General features: G+C 60.0%; 16 protein-coding genes. 10 read left to right on the top strand and 6 right to left on the bottom strand.

The genetic code is table 11. The features are described from left to right. The 4 genes from ACK59H_RS11955 to ACK59H_RS11940 all read right to left on the bottom strand — a co-directional run. Nucleotides 1-858 (bottom strand): hypothetical protein (locus ACK59H_RS11955; protein ID WP_409264465.1); only part of this gene is annotated, 858 nt, incomplete at its 3' end. 6 nt (nt 859-864) lie between these two features. Then, a complete protein-coding gene (locus tag ACK59H_RS11950; RefSeq protein ID WP_060479145.1) occupies nt 865-1,221 on the bottom strand; it encodes a DUF4150 domain-containing protein in 357 nt (118 codons plus the stop codon). Further along, entirely contained in the window at nt 1,214-2,584 is a 1,371-nt protein-coding gene (locus ACK59H_RS11945; protein ID WP_060479146.1) for a DUF2169 domain-containing protein, read from the bottom strand. The genes ACK59H_RS11950 and ACK59H_RS11945 overlap by 8 nt, the downstream gene beginning before the upstream one ends. A gap of 978 nt (nt 2,585-3,562) precedes the next feature. After that, nucleotides 3,563-3,856, bottom strand: a complete 294-nt coding sequence (locus ACK59H_RS11940) for a DUF1330 domain-containing protein (RefSeq protein ID WP_060479148.1) — start codon at nt 3,854-3,856, stop codon at nt 3,563-3,565. A gap of 78 nt (nt 3,857-3,934) precedes the next feature. On the opposite strand from ACK59H_RS11940, the gene ribBA reads away from it, so the two are divergent. The 7 genes from ribBA (at nt 3,935) to ACK59H_RS11905 (ending at nt 12,023) form a co-directional block, all read left to right on the top strand. After that, entirely contained in the window at nt 3,935-5,056 is a 1,122-nt protein-coding gene (ribBA, locus tag ACK59H_RS11935; RefSeq protein WP_060479149.1) for a bifunctional 3,4-dihydroxy-2-butanone-4-phosphate synthase/GTP cyclohydrolase II, read from the top strand. Nucleotides 5,057-5,478: 422 nt separating this feature from the next. Further along, nucleotides 5,479-6,504, top strand: coding sequence for a polyamine ABC transporter substrate-binding protein (locus ACK59H_RS11930; RefSeq protein ID WP_060479150.1), 1,026 nt, complete (start codon nt 5,479-5,481; stop codon nt 6,502-6,504). Next, nucleotides 6,501-7,418: an ABC transporter permease gene (locus ACK59H_RS11925; protein WP_060479151.1), complete on the top strand. Its 918-nt coding sequence runs from the start codon at nt 6,501-6,503 to the stop codon at nt 7,416-7,418. The genes ACK59H_RS11930 and ACK59H_RS11925 overlap by 4 nt, the downstream gene beginning before the upstream one ends. A 6-nt stretch (nt 7,419-7,424) precedes the next feature. Then, nucleotides 7,425-8,234, top strand: coding sequence for an ABC transporter permease (locus tag ACK59H_RS11920; protein ID WP_060479152.1), 810 nt, complete (start codon nt 7,425-7,427; stop codon nt 8,232-8,234). A gap of 17 nt (nt 8,235-8,251) precedes the next feature. Further along, a complete protein-coding gene (locus ACK59H_RS11915) occupies nt 8,252-9,400 on the top strand; it encodes an ABC transporter ATP-binding protein (protein ID WP_060479153.1) in 1,149 nt (382 codons plus the stop codon). 118 nt (nt 9,401-9,518) lie between these two features. Then, nucleotides 9,519-10,826, top strand: coding sequence for a substrate-binding domain-containing protein (locus ACK59H_RS11910; protein WP_060479154.1), 1,308 nt, complete (start codon nt 9,519-9,521; stop codon nt 10,824-10,826). A gap of 159 nt (nt 10,827-10,985) precedes the next feature. Further along, nucleotides 10,986-12,023 carry a TerC family protein gene (locus ACK59H_RS11905; protein WP_060479155.1) on the top strand — a complete coding sequence of 346 codons (1,038 nt, stop codon included), beginning with the start codon at nt 10,986-10,988 and terminating at the stop codon, nt 12,021-12,023. Nucleotides 12,024-12,240: 217 nt separating this feature from the next. On the opposite strand, the gene ACK59H_RS11900 is transcribed toward ACK59H_RS11905, so the two are convergent. Next, on the bottom strand, nt 12,241-13,470 hold the full coding sequence (locus ACK59H_RS11900; RefSeq protein ID WP_060479156.1) for an acyl-CoA dehydrogenase: 1,230 nt from the start codon (nt 13,468-13,470) through the stop codon (nt 12,241-12,243). Nucleotides 13,471-13,610: 140 nt separating this feature from the next. On the opposite strand from ACK59H_RS11900, the gene ACK59H_RS11895 reads away from it, so the two are divergent. After that, complete coding sequence (locus ACK59H_RS11895) at nt 13,611-14,537, top strand: LysR family transcriptional regulator (protein ID WP_060479157.1); 927 nt, start codon at nt 13,611-13,613, stop codon at nt 14,535-14,537. A gap of 191 nt (nt 14,538-14,728) precedes the next feature. Beyond that, nucleotides 14,729-15,883: an aminotransferase class V-fold PLP-dependent enzyme gene (locus tag ACK59H_RS11890; protein ID WP_060479158.1), complete on the top strand. Its 1,155-nt coding sequence runs from the start codon at nt 14,729-14,731 to the stop codon at nt 15,881-15,883. Between the two features lie 83 nt (nt 15,884-15,966). Here the strand turns inward: ACK59H_RS11890 and nfsB are convergent, their stop codons facing one another. Then, nucleotides 15,967-16,620, bottom strand: a complete 654-nt coding sequence (nfsB, locus tag ACK59H_RS11885) for an oxygen-insensitive NAD(P)H nitroreductase (RefSeq protein WP_060479159.1) — start codon at nt 16,618-16,620, stop codon at nt 15,967-15,969. A gap of 104 nt (nt 16,621-16,724) precedes the next feature. Between nfsB and ACK59H_RS11880 the strand changes: the two genes are divergently transcribed. Further along, nucleotides 16,725-17,615, top strand: a complete 891-nt coding sequence (locus ACK59H_RS11880) for a LysR family transcriptional regulator (RefSeq protein ID WP_060479160.1) — start codon at nt 16,725-16,727, stop codon at nt 17,613-17,615. The last annotated feature ends 106 nt before the right edge of the window (nt 17,616-17,721 follow it).

The raw sequence follows: 17,721 nt of genomic DNA, 5'->3' as shown, positions 1-17,721 counted from the left end.
GCTGCTTCCGGGTTTATATTTCTCTGGTCGAACACTGCCCTTTGTTCCGTAAGGGACTTCATTTCTATCTTTGAATGAAATTTGGGCGCGATAGTTTTCTCCCTCAAGTTTTTTGGCTACATCGGTTTCTGAGTCACGCCAACTTGGACGTTCAGGGGGTGAAGGTTGGTTGTCGGGCGAACCTTTAATTTTCGCCCCGTCTCGGTTGGGGCCCTTTGGCTTCGCGGCGGGAGGTGAGAGTGCCCCCTGTATTGATTTTTCCGCGGCCGTTAGAGTACTAGCGCTTTTTTTTATTGTTTTTCCGGCTGTAGCGCTCCACCCAGCAAACGGTATGGCAGCGGCAAGTGATAGCGCGGCTCCGATGTAGTCCCCGCGTGCAAAGCTGATTCCTGCATTGATGATGTCTGCTGCCTCGCCTATGACGGGTAACAGGCCTACTACGTCTAGCCCGATTTGTATGCCATCCAGGATTTGCTCTCCTGTAATAGCTTCATCTTCTGTGTCTACTTCTATCGGAGGGTTTGCGTGGACTGCGGGCAATGTGCTCGGCGCGGTTTCGCCAACTAGCCGACCTACTGTGTTGCCTGATTTGATCGACGAGAATGCAGGTAGCGTCACCTGCTCTTTTCTGAGCAAATCGGCACGTACCCTCTCGTAGGTTTCTTCGTCCAGTTCGTCCACACTGTGACGGAGGTTCCCTTGGGGATCGGTTCCGTATACGTCAAGGCGGACCTTGCCGTTTCCGGCGTCCTCAATGTACATGTCATCCCAACTGCCCAGGCTATTGGCGTTTCTGGATATCGGGACGTGGGTTCCCCTGAGATGGCGAAGCCTTTGTTCAGCGCTTGAATTGTCCATCAGCCATCAGCTCCCATTCATCCAGAACAGGTCGCCGTGCCTGATAACTAATTTCCCCTCCGCACGAACTGTGCTGCTTTTCTGCTTGGGGTAGCACTTAGCACCGACAGTGCCGCTTTTGATGCCATTAGCGACACCGGCTTGGTCGCCCTTCGTGGTCGGAACGAGACTCATGTCGAAGACCACCACGGGCTTTCCGTTGGCCCGTACGGATTGCGCGGTTCCTTCTGCGATTTGCAGTTCGGCAGTCACGGGGTATGGCACAGGTGGTGTCGCTCCCCCCATCGGCGTCTTACAGACGTCTGGCGCAATACTTACGACCGTCCACTTGCTTTGTTTGCGAGCTATCACGTTTTCAGCCATGGCGATTGCCCCGCGATGCCTGGCTGGAAGCGCGTGACTTCAGCTTCAGCAATGGTGCGCTGGGATCTACTTCGAATCGCGCTTCCAGCACACGCAGATCGATTCCCCTCGGAAGGCTGATGCGATGAGTCAGCGAAAGCGTCATTGCATCGGTATCGATCAGCAGCGTGTCGGTCAGGAACGGGAGTGGAAGCATTGCGCCGTTGCGCAGGCGCAGCAGGACAAACGGGCGATGGCCTGGAAGCTCCACGCAGACGCGTCCATTGCTGCTCAGGCGTGGGTCTACCAGATTGAAAAGTTCAATGCTCAGATTCGGTGGTGGGAAGGCGATTTGTTGATCAGCTGGGGCTCCATTCCAATACGCAAAGTCGAAGTCTTCGGGCAATCCGGGGGAGCGCTTTTGGAGCCAAGCTTCGTCATATGTTCCGGCTAGTGCCAGGCGCGGTGCCCATGGACGTCCCACGACGCCGAAGCCGGCCGGTTGAATTGGATAGCTATCTGCGGCATTGCACATCCCACGCGCAGTCACATCACCGTCGCGTCGCTCGCAGATGTACGGTTCGTTGAGTTGGCTTTCGATTGCTTCGATTTGTGGAGCAGGGATCTGTTTGATGGCTTCGCCAGCGTCTCGTGCTGCTTTGATGTGCTGTTCGTGAAGCCAGCCCCGGCCGAGCGGATTGCTATAGCAGACTTCATTGAGAACGGGACGACTCTCCGACTTGCTGTCTTGCTCGTTGGGCGGATAGATAAGGCTGCTTCCGCCGAACGCATACTCCCACCGCAGCGGTACGGATAGAGCTGGTTCTGGATCGGTGAGGGACCAACCGAAGAACCCTTTTTCAAATCGACGTGGGCCACAGAAGCGAAGGTGCTTATCCAGGAAGACCTGCCGGCGCGGGGCAGTCGCCATGCGCTGCTCGGCTTCCCGCTTGGCGTCACGCCAGGCGTACAGCTGCTCTTCTGTCAGCGGAGCGCCCGGTCGCCATGGTTTTGGAGGGTCCACGTGCAGCAGCGGCTGCAGTGCAGGGGCGGTCAGGCGGACCCCGGCCTCCCAGAATTCGATCGGGTTGCCTTCGGGCGCATGCGCATGGCCATTGATGATTACATCGCAGCGAGGCTTGAACGGGGCGAGGTCACTTTCCTCACGAACGCTGCTGCGGCCCTCTTCACCCCAGTAGCGGTCGGCTCTGCACAGCGGCAAAGGGTCTCGATCCATGACCACAGCAGAGAACTGCCCTAGAGTCTCTGCTACCGGCTGAAGGCGATAGCCGACTTTCATGGCGATGACGGGATGTTCGGTGTGTTGCAGATCCAGTGCACTGAAGCACATGACGTCAAAGGGCGTCAGGTTACGAAATTCCATGTAGGGATATCCCCTCAATCAAGAAGAGTTGACATCCATGTCGTGGCTTTGAGAACAGCGCATCTGTGCAGGGTGCGCAGCATGCGCCACCAGGTGATTCAGATCATCTGGTCATCTATTTGGGGTAGGGGGGCTCGTGGAGCGAGCAATAGGGATATGGGTAGTTCAAACGCACGTAACTTCCTCCTTTGAAATGCAGGATGTTTCGCGCAAGGCAGAGAGCGGGGCTGCAGGATTTGTTCCTACTATTTTAGTTTTCAGCGCGGCACTCGTGGTACGGGCTGGCGCTTCGGAACCATGCCTTTTCAGGGACGTTCCGTCGAGCGTGCAAGTGTAAGCAGATGTTGTGGCGTGGAAAGCCTGCTCCGCCTCGTGCGAGCCATACGGCCGAGTGTGTCCGTCATTGAGGTGGCAGTGCTGCACGTGCTGCGGTCCTTACTACCCTAGCCTTCCTGACCCTCGTCGAGAGTGGCCCACCACGCTGCTAGCTGCTCGTAGGGGTCGTCAACGCCATTGAGATCGCGGTCACCATTGAAAAATGCTTGAGCGTCTTTTTTCGTTTCACGAAAGATGCACTGGGACTTATGGGCGTTGGGGCCCTCCAAGCAATGAGTCCATGAATTACTAGCGTCCATAGCTGATGTTCGTTGCTGGAGGGAAACATCGAGTGTCACGGGCATCTAGCCCTAGAATCAAACCAAGGAGCTCTTGCATGGCCCTCTCGAATGGGGGTAAGAACTTCACCCCTGGCGCTAGCTATGGCCCATCAATTTGCATGACAGCGTCTGTCGGTATTCCGTGATTCTCTTGCTATTTACGGGTGGGCAAGCAGGCACACGTGTGTCTTGGTACCTGCCCAAAGGTGCGCCTACGCCGGACTTTGCCTGGAATGTCACATGCAAGACAAGCCTCCTGATGAGTAAGCCTGTTCCCACATCCGCGTGTGGGTTTATCCGCAAATGGGCCACCAACCATCACTCAAGGCTCGAAACCCTCGACGATGATCACCTCAGCCTTCGCCACCCCCTGCCGATGGCTGCACGCCTCTTGGTACAGCGCAGACCGGTAGCACGCCACCGCCTGCTCATACGAATCGAACTCGATCACCACGCTACGCTGTGGAGTGGGCCGCCCCTCCATCGCCTCGCTGCGCCCGCCGCGAGCCAGGAAGCGGCCGCCGTAGGCCTTGAAGGCAGCGGGAGCGCGCTGGGTGTACTGCTGGTATTGCTCGGGGTCGGTGACGTCGACGTGGGCGATCCAATAAGCCTTCATCCGCTACTCTCCAGTTCCAAAGATATCTGTGTATGATGGTATACCATAATAATCACTCCGCCACAGTGAGCGTGCAACATGGCATTCAACACCATTGAAGAACTTCTAGAAGACTACCGGCAAGGCAAGATGGTCCTACTGGTGGACGACGAGGATCGAGAAAACGAAGGCGATCTGCTGATCGCTGCCGAGCGCTGTGACGCCCAGGCAATCAATTTCATGGCCCGCCAGGCGCGCGGGCTGATTTGCCTGACACTGACCGACGAACACTGTCAACGCCTTGGGCTGGAGCAAATGGTACCGGCCAACGGTAGCGTATTCAGCACTGCTTTCACCGTGTCCATCGAGGCCGCCACCGGCGTCACCACAGGCATATCCGCCGCAGACCGGGCGCGCACCGTGGCTGCCGCCATGGCATCCAACGCGCGCCCAGAAGACCTGGTACAGCCTGGTCACATCTTCCCCTTGCGCGCCCGAGAAGGTGGCGTGCTGACCCGGGCCGGGCACACCGAAGCCGGTTGCGACCTGGCGCGCCTAGCCGGTTTCGCCCCGGCGTCGGTGATTGTCGAGGTGCTGAACGATGACGGCACCATGGCCCGGCGCCCGGACCTGGAAGTGTTCGCGGCGCAACACGGCATCAAGATCGGCACCATCGCCGACCTGATCCACTACCGCCTGAGCACCGAGCAGACCATCAAGCGTATCGGTGAGCGTGAACTGCCGACCGTCCACGGTACGTTCCGCCTGGTGACCTACGAGGACCGTATCGAGGGTGGCGTGCACATGGCCATGGTGATGGGCGACATCCGCCGAGAACAGCCAACCCTGGTGCGTGTACATGTGATTGACCCGCTGCGTGACCTGGTCGGCGCCGAATATGCCGGCCCTGCTAACTGGACGTTGTGGGCAGCGCTGCAGAAGGTGGCCGAAGAAGGCGCTGGCGTTGTGGTGATCCTGGCCAATCATGAGTCTTCCCAGGCCCTGCTCGAACGTGTCCCCCAGCTGACCCAACCGGTGCGGCCTTATCAGCGGGGGCAGACCAAGGTTTATTCGGAGGTCGGTACCGGCGCGCAGATTCTTCAGGACCTGGGCGTAGGCAAGCTGCGCCATCTTGGCCCGCCACTGAAATACGCGGGGCTTGCCGGTTACGAGTTGGAGGTGGTGCAGAGCATTCCCTTCGAGCCAGGGCTGGTGGGCTGACAACGTCAGGGCAAGTGAGGTGCCCAGGGCTAGTGGAAGCGGGTTCAACCGCGAATGCGAGGCTGTAACGACCGACGCTTTCGCGGGTGTACCCGATCACATTCGGATCACCCTGGCCATGAAAATCGCGCCAGCCCGTCGGGCCAGCTTTGTCCGGGACAACGGGGCTCAGGCCGTTAAGACCCGTTTTCTCAACGGATCATCGGCATCTCCCATAGCGCGCAGTGATGGCCGGTCGCCTCATACCTCTTGCCAAAAGTTTGGAATACCATAATATGATATCCCGTAGACCTTGAATCTGCAGGCCGGCACCTACAATCACAATCGGCCCCAAGACACTTTGTAATAGCTGCTCCCCGAACACTGTTGGCGGGCGCACCAAAAGCCCCGCCTCGAATAACAAAAGCAACGAGGGCGTAACCATGCTGTTGAGCAAACGTGTAACCGCAGTGCTGTCCGCCAGCCTGCTGACCCTGGCATGTCAGGCCACCCAGGCCGCTGACAGCCTCAATTTCGTCAGCTGGGGCGGTACCACCCAGGACGCCCAGAAAGAAGCATGGGCTGTGCCTTTCAGCAAAAGCACCAACATCAAGGTGGTGCAGGACGGCCCCACCGACTACGGCAAGCTCAAAGCCATGGTCGAAAGCGGCAACGTGCAATGGGACGTCGTCGATGTGGAAGCTGACTTCGCCCTGCGTGCCGCCAGCGAAGGCCTGCTCGAACCTCTGGACTTCACCCAGATCAAACGCGACAGAATCGACCCTCGGTTCGTTTCCGACCATGGCGTGGGCTCGTTCTTCTTCTCTTTCGTGCTCGGCTACAACGAGGGCAAGCTGGGCGCCAACAAGCCGGTCGACTGGACCGCGCTGTTCGACACCAAGACCTACCCTGGCAAACGCGCCCTGTACAAATGGCCAAGCCCTGGCGTGCTGGAACTGGCACTGCTGGCCGACGGCGTAGCTGCCAAAGACCTTTACCCACTGGACCTGGACCGCGCGTTCAAGAAACTCGACACCATCAAGAAAGACATCGTCTGGTGGGGCGGCGGTGCTCAATCCCAGCAACTGCTCGCCTCCGGTGAGGCGTCCCTTGGCCAGTTCTGGAACGGCCGCGTCTATGCCTTGCAGCAAGACGGCGCGCCAGTGGGCGTAAGCTGGAAGCAGAACCTGGTCATGGCCGACTTCCTGGTCATCCCCAAAGGCGCGAAGAACAAAGATGCGGCCATGAAGTTCCTGGCCAACGCCAGCAGCGCCGAGGGCCAGGCCGCCTTCGCCAACAAGACCGCCTATGCGCCGGTGAACCTTGACAGCGTGGCCAAGCTGGACAAAGACCTCGCTGCGAACCTGCCGACCGCCTATGCACAGGATCAAGTCACCCTGGACTTTGCTTACTGGGCGAAGAATGGCCAGGCCATTGCAGCCCGTTGGAATGAGTGGCTGGTCAAATGAAAGTCGCCATCAACGCCCTGCACAACGCGCAAGGTGCCCCAACGGGCACCGGCGCCCCGGGAACGGCCCCGCGCCGCGCCAGCCTGAGCCAGCGCTGGAAAGGCAGCCGCAACCTGCTGCCGGCCCTGCTGTTCCTGGGCCTGTTCTTCTTCGCGCCGCTGGTCGGCCTGTTGCTGCGCGGGGTGCTGGAGCCCACGCCAGGGCTGGGCAATTACGAGCAGTTGTTCGCCAACTCGGCCTATGCAAGGGTGCTGTTCAACACTTTTTCGGTCGCCGGTGTGGTTACGCTGATCAGCGTGCTGCTGGGCTTCCCGCTGGCCTGGGCAATCACCCTGGTGCCCAAGGGCTGGGGCCGTTGGCTGTTGAACATCGTGCTGCTGTCGATGTGGACCAGCTTGCTGGCACGCACCTACTCGTGGCTGGTGTTGCTGCAAAGCTCGGGCGTGATCAACAAGGCGTTGATGGCAATGGGCATCATCGATACCCCGCTGGAAATGGTGCACAACCTGACCGGCGTGGTGATCGGCATGAGCTACATCATGATCCCATTCATCGTGCTACCGCTGCAGGCGACCATGCACGCCATCGATCCGATGGTGCTGCAAGCCGGCTCGATCTGCGGCGCAAGCCCATGGACCAATTTCTGGAAGGTGTTCCTGCCATTGTGCCGCTCGGGTTTGTTCTCCGGCGCACTCATGGTGTTCGTGATGTCGCTTGGTTACTACGTTACCCCTGCACTGCTTGGGGGAGCGCAGAACATGATGTTGCCTGAATTCATCATTCAGCAGGTGCAGTCATTCCTCAACTGGGGCCTGGCCAGCGCCGCCGCGGCACTGCTGGTGGTCATCACCTTGGTGCTCTTCTACCTGTACCTGAAGCTGCAGCCGGAATCCCCGGTTGGCAACGCGAGGTAAACCGCCATGCTTCTGTCTCCCAATGCCATGGGCCGCCCACTGCGCACGGGCCTGTACCTGACCACCGGGGTCATCGCGGCGTTTCTGCTGCTGCCAGTGGTGTTCATCGTGCTGCTGTCGTTCGGTTCTTCCCAATGGCTGGTGTTCCCGCCGCCGGGCTGGACGTTCAAATGGTATGGCCAGTTCTTCTCCAACCCGGAGTGGATGGACGCCGCCCTGGCCAGCTTCAAGGTTGCCGTACTGACCACTGTCGCCGCCGTGCTGCTCGGTCTGCCCACCGCCTTCGCCCTGGTGCGTGGGCGCTTCCCTGGCCGCGAGATGCTCTACGGTCTGTTCACCATGCCGATGATCGTGCCGCTGGTGATCATCGCGGTGGCGGTCTACGCATTGTTCCTGAAACTGGGCTACACCGGGACGCTGTTCGCCTTCGTGGTCAGCCATGTGATCGTTGCCTTGCCCTTCACCATCATTTCGATCATCAACTCGCTGAAGCTGTTCGACCAGTCCATCGAAGATGCGGCGGTGATCTGCGGTGCCTCGCGCCTGCAGGCGATCTTCAAGGTCACCTTCCCGGCGATTCGCCCCGGCATGATTGCTGGCGGGCTGTTCGCCTTCCTGGTGTCGTGGGATGAAGTGGTGCTGAGCGTGATGATGGCCAGCCCCGACCTGCAGACCCTGCCGGTAAAAATGTGGACCACCCTGCGCCAGGACCTGAGCCCGGTGATCGCCGTGGCCTCCACGCTGTTGATCGGCCTGTCGCTGCTGGTCATGTTCATTGCCGCCGCGTTGCGCCGGCGCACCGAAGCCAACGCCTGAGTGCGGAGACAACAACAATGAGTGCAGTCATTCAAGACAAGGCCCAAAGCAAGACCCTGGTCAGCCTGCGCGGCCTGAACAAGCACTACGGCGACTTCACCGCCGTGGACAACCTCGACCTGGAGATCCAGGACGGCGAATTCCTGACCTTCCTCGGCTCCAGTGGCTCTGGCAAATCGACCACGCTGTCGATGCTGGCTGGCTTCGAAACGCCGAGCAGCGGCGAGATCCTGGTCGATGGCCAGTCGCTGGTGAACGTGCCGCCGCACAAGCGCGACATTGGCATGGTGTTTCAGCGTTACTCGCTGTTTCCACACTTGAACGTGCGTGACAACATCGGTTTCCCATTGGCGATCCGCAAGCTCAGCGCCACAGAAACCACCAAGCGCGTCGATGCCATGCTCAAGTTGGTGCAACTGGAGCCATTCGCCCACCGCAAGCCATCGCAGATGTCCGGTGGCCAGCAGCAACGTGTGGCCATTGCTCGGGCGCTGGTCTACGAGCCGCGTATTCTGCTGATGGACGAGCCGCTCGGCGCGCTGGACAAAAAACTGCGCGAAGACTTGCAGGACGAACTGCGCCAGTTGCACCGCAGGCTGGGTATCACCATCGTCTACGTGACCCACGACCAGGAAGAAGCCATGCGTCTGTCCCAGCGCATCGCCATTTTCAGCCATGGCAAGATCGTGGGCCTGGGCACGGGTTATGACCTTTATCAGAACCCTCCAAATGCCTTCGTTGCATCGTTCCTGGGTAACTCGAACTTCCTGCGGATCAAGGCCAGCGCAAATGGTGCCGGCACTTTCGAAGGCCAGCCCGTGGCGATTCGCCTGACCCCAGGCCTGGCCGCTGGGCAGGAAGCGTTGATCATGGTACGCCCGGAAAAGGCCCTGGCCCTGACCGCCGAACAGGCCGCCCGCGAACCATTGCCAGCGGGTTGGAACGAGGTGAGTGCCAAGGTCGGTGAAGTGCTGTTTTTGGGCGAAAGCCAAACCTGTCATGTATCGACCACAGGTGGCACGGAGCTTACGGTCAAGGCTCTGTCGGCTGCAGGAATGCCCATGCAACCGGGTGATACCGTAAAAGTCCGCTGGGCAGTGGCCGATGCCTGCATCTACACCGACTGGGCCGAAAGTGACCTGAGCAAATCGGCCGGCGCGCACTGAACGGGGTGAGTGCCAACCAGGCCATCAGCGATGGCCAACGGGGCTGATTGGCTGTCACTTATCGGTCACGCCGCTGTCGTAATCTGCCGGGCAACCTGATGCCATAAGGTCGCCCGGCATGTTTCGCCCGTTTCTCCTGCTACTTGCCCTACTGCCGCTGCCAGCTTTGGCTGAAACGGCGTACCTGCGCGTGCAAGGCTCCAACACCATTGGCGCGGCGTTGTTGCCGGCCCTGGTACTGGGCCAGTTGCGCGCGCAACAGGCAACAGCCATTGAGCAGTCTCCCGGTGGTGCGGCGAACGAGACCATGATTACTGCGCGCGATGCCCATGGCCAGGCCCTGCGCATCGATATTGCCGCGCACGGCACCGCTACAGGCTTTGCCGCGCTTGCCCAAGGGGACGCCGACCTGGCAGCGGCCTCTCGTCCCATCAGCGATGCCGAGGCGCGCCAGCTCAAAGCTTTGGGTGACCTGCGCTCGGCCAGTGCCGAACAAATCATCGGCCTGGACGGCGTGGCAGTGATCGTTCACCCCGACAACCCGTTGCCGCAGCTGAGCACCGATCAACTCGCACAGATCTTTTCCGGGCAGATCCAGCGCTGGGAACAACTGGGTGTGGCCGGTGGCGGCATCCACCTCTATGCGCGGGATGACCGCTCGGGCACCTATGAAACCTTCAAGGCGCTGGTACTGGAGCCTGCGCATGTCGAGCTGGCCAGCCAGGCGCAACGTTTCGAGGCCAGCGATGAACTGACCGCGCGGGTCAGCGCCGACCGCCAGGCCATCGGGTTCAGCAGCCTGGCAGCTGTGCATGGGGCCAAGGTGCTGGCAGTTGCCGAGAGCAACGCTCCCGCTGTATTGCCTGATCGCCAGCAGGTGGCCAGTGAGGACTACCCGCTGACGCGGCGCCTGTACTTCTACCTGCCGGCCAATGCCAAGCCTCAGGCCCGGGCACTGGCTGACTTCGCCCAGAGCCCGGCCGGTCAGGCCATCGTCGCCGCCCAGGGCTTCGTTTCGCAGCAAGTGGTTGCGCAACCGGTGCCGGCGCAGGTCGGTATGCCGCCGCGCTATCGCACCCTCTCCAAGCAAGCGCAACGGCTGAGCGTGAATTTCCGCTTCCAGGAGGGCAGCGCCAGCCTCGACAACAAAGCGCTACGTGATGTCATGCGGGTCACCGAGTATCTGCGTCAGGCGGGCAAACTGCAAAACAAAGCTGTGCTGGTCGGCTTTGGCGACCCTAAGGACACCCCAGGCCGTGCAGCGCTGCTGTCGCGCCTGCGCGCCCAGGCCGTACGCCGGGAATTGGCGCGCGAAGGCGTAGAAGTGCTGGAGGTGACCGGTATGGGCGATGAATTGCCGGTTGCCGACAACCGCAGAGAACAAGGCCGATTGCGCAACCGTCGAGTCGAAGTCTGGGTCTACTGACAGGCAAAGAAATGTAACAGCAAAACCTTCGGCAGCACTGGCAAATGGGTTTAGGCTCAAGCTCATGTGATACCGGGCCCCTCTGACGGCTGCCAAGCCGTGATGTCGGATCACTGTTGCGCACTGCAAACGGCAACGACGACTAACCAGGAGGGGCTCATGACAGCTCTGCAAACGTTCCTCACTACACCCTTTCTAGGCACCAGCACCTGGTTGTGGCTGGTATTCATGGCCATCGTGATTGGTTTGCTGGTACTCGACCTTGGTGTGTTGCATCGCCAGGAGCGGGAAATCGAAATGCGCGAAAGCCTGTTGCTCTACTCAGGCTATTTCAGTGTGGGCGTATTGTTCGGCCTGTGGGTCTGGCATCAACTGGGCGCACAGTCGGCGCTGGAGTTTTATACCGGCTTCCTGGTGGAGCAATCGCTGTCGATGGACAACGTGTTCGTCATGGCCATGATCTTTGGTTTCTTCGCCATCCCCCGCCGCTACCAGCACCGGGTCCTATTCTGGGGCATTCTCGGGGTGGTGATCCTGCGTGCGATCATGATCGGGGTGGGTGCGGCACTGGTGCAGAATTTTGCCTGGGTGCTCTACATTTTTGGCGCCTTCTTGCTGTTCACCGGGGTGAAGATGGCGTTTTCCAAAGAGGACAGCCACCCGGACCTTGCCAATAACCCGGTCTTGAAGTTCGTCCGCCGGCACATGCGGGTAACGGATCAACTCCACGGCTCGCATTTCTTCGTGCGCCTGACCCCGCCTGGGGAGAACAAGGCCCTGCGTTACGCAACACCGTTGTTTCTGGCCCTGGTCCTGATCGAATTGGCCGACCTGGTGTTCGCGGTGGACAGCGTGCCAGCGATATTTGCAATCACCCAAGATCCCTTCATCGTCTACACCTCGAACATCTTCGCCATCCTCGGTTTGCGGTCGCTGTACTTCGCGCTGTCGGCGCTGATGCACCGGTTCGTCTATCTCAAATATGCACTGGCGCTGGTTCTGATCTTCATAGGCTGCAAGATTTTCTACCACGGGCTGGTCGGCAAGGTGCCTGCGCTGCTGTCGTTGGGGGTCACGTTCGCGCTGTTGCTGGGCGGGGTGGTGGTTTCGCTGATTAAAACGCGAGGGGAAAAGTCGGTGTCGAGCGAGAGCGCAGCAGAGCCGCCGCAGATTGAGGCGCAGAACTCGCAGAAGTAAAGAGAGGGCCCGCTGTTGCGGGCCTGAAACCGTAGCTACGAGCTCTCCTACAGCATGAGGTGAAAGTCTTGGCTTTATAGCCTAGTCGGGCTTGACCAGCATAGTTACTCCCCATGAAGGAGTACTCCATGCAACAGCTTCCTGAAAATCGCCCAGGATAGATGGTCGACTTCAAAACCCAGTGACCTAACCGTCCAACGTTCGAATCGAGCTCTGACTAGTCTGCGCTTCGCAACATCTGTGCGGGCACGTACTTGCCGATTTCGTACTTGCCGATCGCAGCACGGTGCACCTCATCCGGGCCATCTGCCAGGCGCAGGGTACGTTGCATGGCATACATGTAGGCCAGCGGGAAATCGCCGCTCACACCAGCCCCACCGTGCATCTGGATCGCCCGGTCGATAACCTTCAACGCAACGTTCGGCGCCACCACCTTGATCTGGGCGATTTCGCTGCGTGCCACCTTGTTACCGACGGTGTCCATCATGTAGGCCGCCTTCAGGGTCAGCAGCCGGGCCATGTCGATTTCCATGCGCGAGTCGGCGATCTTGTCGATGTTGCCACCCAGGCGCGCCAGGGGCCGGCCAAATGCGGTGCGCTGCACTGAACGCTTGCACATCAGCTCCAAAGCCCGCTCGGCCATGCCGATCGAACGCATGCAATGGTGAATACGGCCGGGGCCAAGGCGGCCCTGGGCGATCTCGAAGCCCCGGCCCTCGCCAAGTAGCACGTTTTCATAGGGTACGCGCACGTTCTCGAAAAGCACTTCGGCATGGCCGTGCGGCGCGTCGTCGTAGCCGAATACTGGCAAGGGGCGAACGATCTTCACGCCGGGCGCGTCGGTGGGCACCAACACCATCGAGTGCTGCTGATGGCGTGGCCCGTCAGGGTTCGAAAGGCCCATGAAAATCATGACCTTGCAGCGCGGGTCGCAGGCGCCGGAGGTCCACCATTTGCGACCATTGATGACCCACTCATCGCCGTCGCGCACCGCCGTCGCCGCCATATTGGTCGCGTCCGAGGAGGCCACGTCCGGTTCGGTCATGGCAAATGCCGAACGGATTTCCCCTTGCAGCAGAGGCTCCAGCCACTGACGCTTCTGTGCTTCGCTGCCATAGCGCACCAACACCTCCATGTTGCCGGTGTCAGGCGCCGAGCAGTTGAATGGCTCCGGCCCCAAAAGCGAGCGGCCCATGATTTCGGCCAACGGGGCATACTCCAGATTACTCAGGCCAGCGCCATACTCCGACTCTGGCAAGAACAGGTTCCATAAGCCCTCGGCTCGGGCCTTGACCTTGAGCTGCTCCATGATCGCGGTGGGTTGCCAGCGGTCGCCCTCGGCAACCTGGCGCTCGAACACCGCTTCTGCGGGGTAGACATGGGCCTCCATGAAGGCGCTGACGCGCTCTCGCAGTGCCTGGACCTTGGGCGAATAGGCGAAATCCATCAGGGGGATACCTTCACGGTTCGAAAGACATGGGCACAGCCTAGAGCAGCGGGGTTCGATTTACCTAGTCTATTTTCAGCGTGTATAAACATTCATAACCGATATATGATCGGCCGATAATTCCAACAAAGAGCGGCGCCATGAACCTCAGCAAGGTCGACCTCAACCTGTTCATCGTCTTCGACGCGATCTACACCGAAGCCAACCTCACCCGTGCCGGCCAGATCGTTGGCATCACCCAGCCGGCGGTGTCCAACGCCCTATCGCGGCTACGCGAAACCTTCAACGACCCGCTGTTCGTGCGTACCGCACAAGGCATGGTGCCTACGCCCATGGCCCAGAACATCATTGGCCCAGTGCGCAATGCCCTGGCACTGTTGCGCACGTCGGTTCAGGAAAGCCGCACCTTCAACCCGCAACAAGCGAGCAAGACCTTCCGCATCAGCATGACCGACCTCACCGAAGCAGTGATTTTGCCGCCGCTGTTCCAGCGCTTGCGCCGCCTGGCGCCAGCGGTGCTGATCGAAAGCTTTCTGTGCAAGCGTCGCGAAACCACCAAAGAATTGGCCGCCGGTCGGCTGGATTTCGCCATCGATGCACCGCTGAATACCGATCCTCAGGTGCGCCACGTCAAGCTGATGCAGGACCGCTATGTCTGTGCCCTGCGTCAAGGCCACCCATTGGCCGACGCCAAACTCACACTCGACAACTACTTGAGCATGACCCATATCCATATCTCCAGCCGCCGCAATGGCCTGGGTTACGTCGACCTGGCACTGGGCAAAATGGGTGTGCAACGCAAAGTGGCACTGCGCTCTCAGCACTATCTGATGGCGTCGCAGGTGTTGCAGCAGACCGACATGGCAATGACCGTTCCGGAACGCTTCGCGCGCCGGCATCAGTTGCGTTTCCAGCCACTGCCGGTTGACGTGCCTGCTCTCGAAACTCACCTGTACTGGCACGAAAGCACCGATCAGGACCCGGCCAATCGCTGGATGCGCGAGCAAATAATCGAACTCTGCGAGCGCGTTGTGGCCGAGGAAGAGCGTGCAGTGGAGCCCGCATGAAACAGCTGGGCTTTGCTCAAGCAATGGCACAGGCCTCGGGAATTTTAATTCCACAAAGTTGTAACTATAGAGGAAAATATTCTCCAAAAATGCGGGCAATGCAGCACTAAAAGCAAATTTATTCCGCCCTTGCGCGGTAGGCTTGATGCATCGATAGCCGCTCTCAAGCCAACCCTGCACGGACCCGCCCTATGCCCAATGCCCCTCTATATTTCGACTACGCCGCCACTACCCCGGTCGATGACCGGGTCATCGAGACCATGCTCACATGCCTGGGCCGCCAGGTTAATTTCGGTAACCCTGCATCCAGTGGTCATGCCTACGGCCACGCGGCGCGGGAGGTGGTCGAGCAGGCTCGCAGGCAAGTGGCCGACCGGGTCGGCGCATTGGCCGACGACATCGTCTGGACATCAGGTGCCACCGAGTCCAACAACCTGGCACTCAAAGGTATCGCCCAGGGTATGACTGAGCCTGGGCACCTGGTCACCAGCCTGATGGAACACAAGGCCGTGCTCGATACAGTCAATGAACTTGAGCGTCAGGGCTGGGCCGTCACGCGACTGGCCCCGGACGCCGACGGTTTGATTCAGCCGTACGCCGTCCAGGCGGCCATGCGCGCCGATACGCGTCTGGTATCACTGATGGCGGTGAACAATGAACTGGGTACCGTCACCGATTTCGCCGCCATTGGCGAGCGAGTGCGCGCCGGCGGCGCTCTGCTGCATGTGGATGCGGCTCAGGCCGTGGGCAAATTGGCTATCGACCTGCAGGCCATGGCGGTGGACCTGATGTCTTTTTCGGCGCACAAAGTCTATGGCCCCAAAGGTATTGGCGCGCTCTATGTTGGCCCCCGCGCCCGCCCTCAGATGCGTGCGCAGATCCACGGCGGTGGGCATGAACAAGGTCTCAGGTCCGGCACCCTGCCAACTCATCAAATCGTTGGCATGGGCAGCGCCTTCGCCCTGGCCGGTGAGCCGGGTGACAATGAGCATCGGCGTATCGAGCAGTTGGCCAGCCGCCTGCGTAGCGGGTTGCTAGCTGTGCCGGGTATCAGCCTCAACGGCTGCGCTGCGCAACGTGTCCCGCACACGTTGAATGTCTGCATCCAAGTCAATGGCTTCAACACCATGGCTTTGGCCAATGAACTGGCGTTGTCGACCACCTCGGCCTGCAACTCGGCCAGCAACGCCGCCTCCCATGTGCTGTTGGCACTGGGGTTGGACGAAACCCAAGCGCGCCAGAGCGTGCGTCTGAGTATTGGGCGTTTTACCACCGAGCCCGAGGTGGACGCAGCCATCGCGGTGTTCAGGCGAGCGTCGACGGCAGCGACCACCGCGTTGTGGTAGCAGGCCCTGAGCACGCAGAGTGAGCGCCGCACGCGCGGCGCTCGATTGCATAGCTGTGCAAGACGGGCGAAGCGCGTACAGGCTTACAGGAAGGTAAAGACAGTCGATGCCGGCAACCGCGACTTACCGAGGCCCGCATTGAAATCCGCTTCGCTACGGTACCCCAGGCTCAGGAGCACGACACTGGTAAAACCTCGCTCACGCAGGCCAAGCTCTGCATCCAGCGCCTTGCTGTCGAACCCTTCGATCGGCGTTGCGTCCAGGCCATGGGCGGCAGCGCCGAGCAACGCGGTACCCAGCGCCAGGTAGGTTTGTTTCTCCATCCAGTGCTGCAAGTCTTTCTGGTCGAAACGGTGCAGGTCCACATAGCCACGACGGCTCTGGTTCTGCCCTGCCCGCGCCTGCTCATCGCGGAAACGACCATCGGCCTGTTCCTGGTCGAGCACTTGGTTCAAGTGCGCCTCGGTCATGTCGGTGCGGGTGCAGAAGACGATCACGTGGGAGGCATCACGGATTTTCGGCGAGTTATAGGCAAACCGCGCATCGGTGGCCTTGGCCAGGCGGTCTTTACCTTCAGTGCTGTCTGCAACGATGAAATGCCATGGCTGCGAATTGACCGAGGATGGGCTGTGACGCAGTTGCTCAAGCAAGGCGTCGACCGTGGCTTGCGGGATCCTGCGGGCGGCATCGTACGCTTTGGTTGTATAGCGGCGCTTGGCCAGAGAGACGGTATCCATGGTGCAACTCCAGTGTAGGAAACGGGATATGCAGCGCATCTTATCTTTCCTGCGCATAATGAAAACCGGCAAAATGCAGCAACACTTTCACATAGGCAGTGAAAATGCTCCGCCTCTACGACCTCGAACTGTTCGTGCGCAGCAGTGCGCTGGGCAGTTTCACCGCTGCGGCCCATGAAGCCGACCTGCTTCCGGGCCAAGTTGCAGCTGCGATCAAGCGCCTGGAGCGCGACCTGGATGTACGCCTGTTCGCCCGCACTACCCGTAGCCTGCGCCTGACCGCCGAGGGCGAGTTGTACCTGCCCACTGCCCAGCGGGTGCTGGATACCCTGCGCCAGGGCCATGAGCAGCTCCATGGCAGCCACAGCACATTGCGCGGAGTTTTGCAGGTCTCGGCGCCCTCGGACATCGGACGCAATCTTTTGCTGCCTTGGCTCAGCGCGTTTCGCCGCCAACACCCAGCTTTGAATTTACGCTTCTTCCTGTCCGATCAGATGGCCGACTTCAGCCGCGACCCGGTAGACATCGCCATTCGCTACGGCCTCAACCAAGACGCCAACTACATCGCCCTGCCACTGGCGCCCTGGAACCGCCGAGTGCTCGTGGCAGCACCCGCCTACCTGGCCCGCCACGGTCGCCCCCGCACGCCGGACGAACTGCTCCAACACGACTGCCTGCTGTACTTGCAACACAACCGCGTGTTCGACAAGTGGCAACTGGGCAATCGCACCCTACAGGTACGCGGGCCGCTGATCAGCGACGACGCCGACGTGGTGAGGCGTTGGGCGTTGGAAGGCGAAGGCATTGTCTACAAATCCTGGCTGGACGTCAGCGCCAATATCGCCGCTGGCGAGCTGGAAGTTCTGCTGCCAGACCATCAGGGCGAAGCCACGCCGGTCACGCTGGTTTGCCCGCACCGCAAGCAGCTGTCCCCTGCAGTGACGCAATTGCACGGCTGGCTACGAGAACGCTTTGCGGCGCTCAAGCCTGCTTAGCAGGCTGAATGACCTAATTATTAGTCATCGATAGCCAACTGATTTTTGATTTTGAAACTAATATTATTTCCTTGAATCTGTGTCGATTAGAGATTCAATCAGCAAC

The sequence above is a fragment of the Pseudomonas sp. KCJK9000 genome (genome assembly GCF_046230725.1).
GTDB classification, from domain to species: domain Bacteria; phylum Pseudomonadota; class Gammaproteobacteria; order Pseudomonadales; family Pseudomonadaceae; genus Aquipseudomonas; species Aquipseudomonas promysalinigenes.
Note: the sequence above shows the minus strand (reverse complement) of the source record. Positions and strands in the feature narration are given on the sequence as shown.

Excerpts from the sequence above, each read along its gene's own strand:
- ACK59H_RS11945 (WP_060479146.1), bottom strand. The coding sequence starts at position 2,584 with ATGGAATTTCGTAACCTGACGCCCTTTGACGTCATGTGCTTCAGTGCA.
- ACK59H_RS11880 (WP_060479160.1), top strand. The coding sequence starts at position 16,725 with ATGCTCCGCCTCTACGACCTCGAACTGTTCGTGCGCAGCAGTGCGCTG.
- ACK59H_RS11895 (WP_060479157.1), top strand. The coding sequence starts at position 13,611 with ATGAACCTCAGCAAGGTCGACCTCAACCTGTTCATCGTCTTCGACGCG.
- ACK59H_RS11920 (WP_060479152.1), top strand. The coding sequence starts at position 7,425 with ATGCTTCTGTCTCCCAATGCCATGGGCCGCCCACTGCGCACGGGCCTG.
- ACK59H_RS11910 (WP_060479154.1), top strand. The coding sequence starts at position 9,519 with ATGTTTCGCCCGTTTCTCCTGCTACTTGCCCTACTGCCGCTGCCAGCT.
- ACK59H_RS11900 (WP_060479156.1), bottom strand. The coding sequence starts at position 13,470 with ATGGATTTCGCCTATTCGCCCAAGGTCCAGGCACTGCGAGAGCGCGTC.
- ACK59H_RS11915 (WP_060479153.1), top strand. The coding sequence starts at position 8,252 with ATGAGTGCAGTCATTCAAGACAAGGCCCAAAGCAAGACCCTGGTCAGC.
- ACK59H_RS11930 (WP_060479150.1), top strand. The coding sequence starts at position 5,479 with ATGCTGTTGAGCAAACGTGTAACCGCAGTGCTGTCCGCCAGCCTGCTG.
- nfsB (WP_060479159.1), bottom strand. The coding sequence starts at position 16,620 with ATGGATACCGTCTCTCTGGCCAAGCGCCGCTATACAACCAAAGCGTAC.
- ACK59H_RS11925 (WP_060479151.1), top strand. The coding sequence starts at position 6,501 with ATGAAAGTCGCCATCAACGCCCTGCACAACGCGCAAGGTGCCCCAACG.
- ACK59H_RS11905 (WP_060479155.1), top strand. The coding sequence starts at position 10,986 with ATGACAGCTCTGCAAACGTTCCTCACTACACCCTTTCTAGGCACCAGC.
- ACK59H_RS11890 (WP_060479158.1), top strand. The coding sequence starts at position 14,729 with ATGCCCAATGCCCCTCTATATTTCGACTACGCCGCCACTACCCCGGTC.
- ribBA (WP_060479149.1), top strand. The coding sequence starts at position 3,935 with ATGGCATTCAACACCATTGAAGAACTTCTAGAAGACTACCGGCAAGGC.
- ACK59H_RS11940 (WP_060479148.1), bottom strand. The coding sequence starts at position 3,856 with ATGAAGGCTTATTGGATCGCCCACGTCGACGTCACCGACCCCGAGCAA.
- ACK59H_RS11950 (WP_060479145.1), bottom strand. The coding sequence starts at position 1,221 with ATGGCTGAAAACGTGATAGCTCGCAAACAAAGCAAGTGGACGGTCGTA.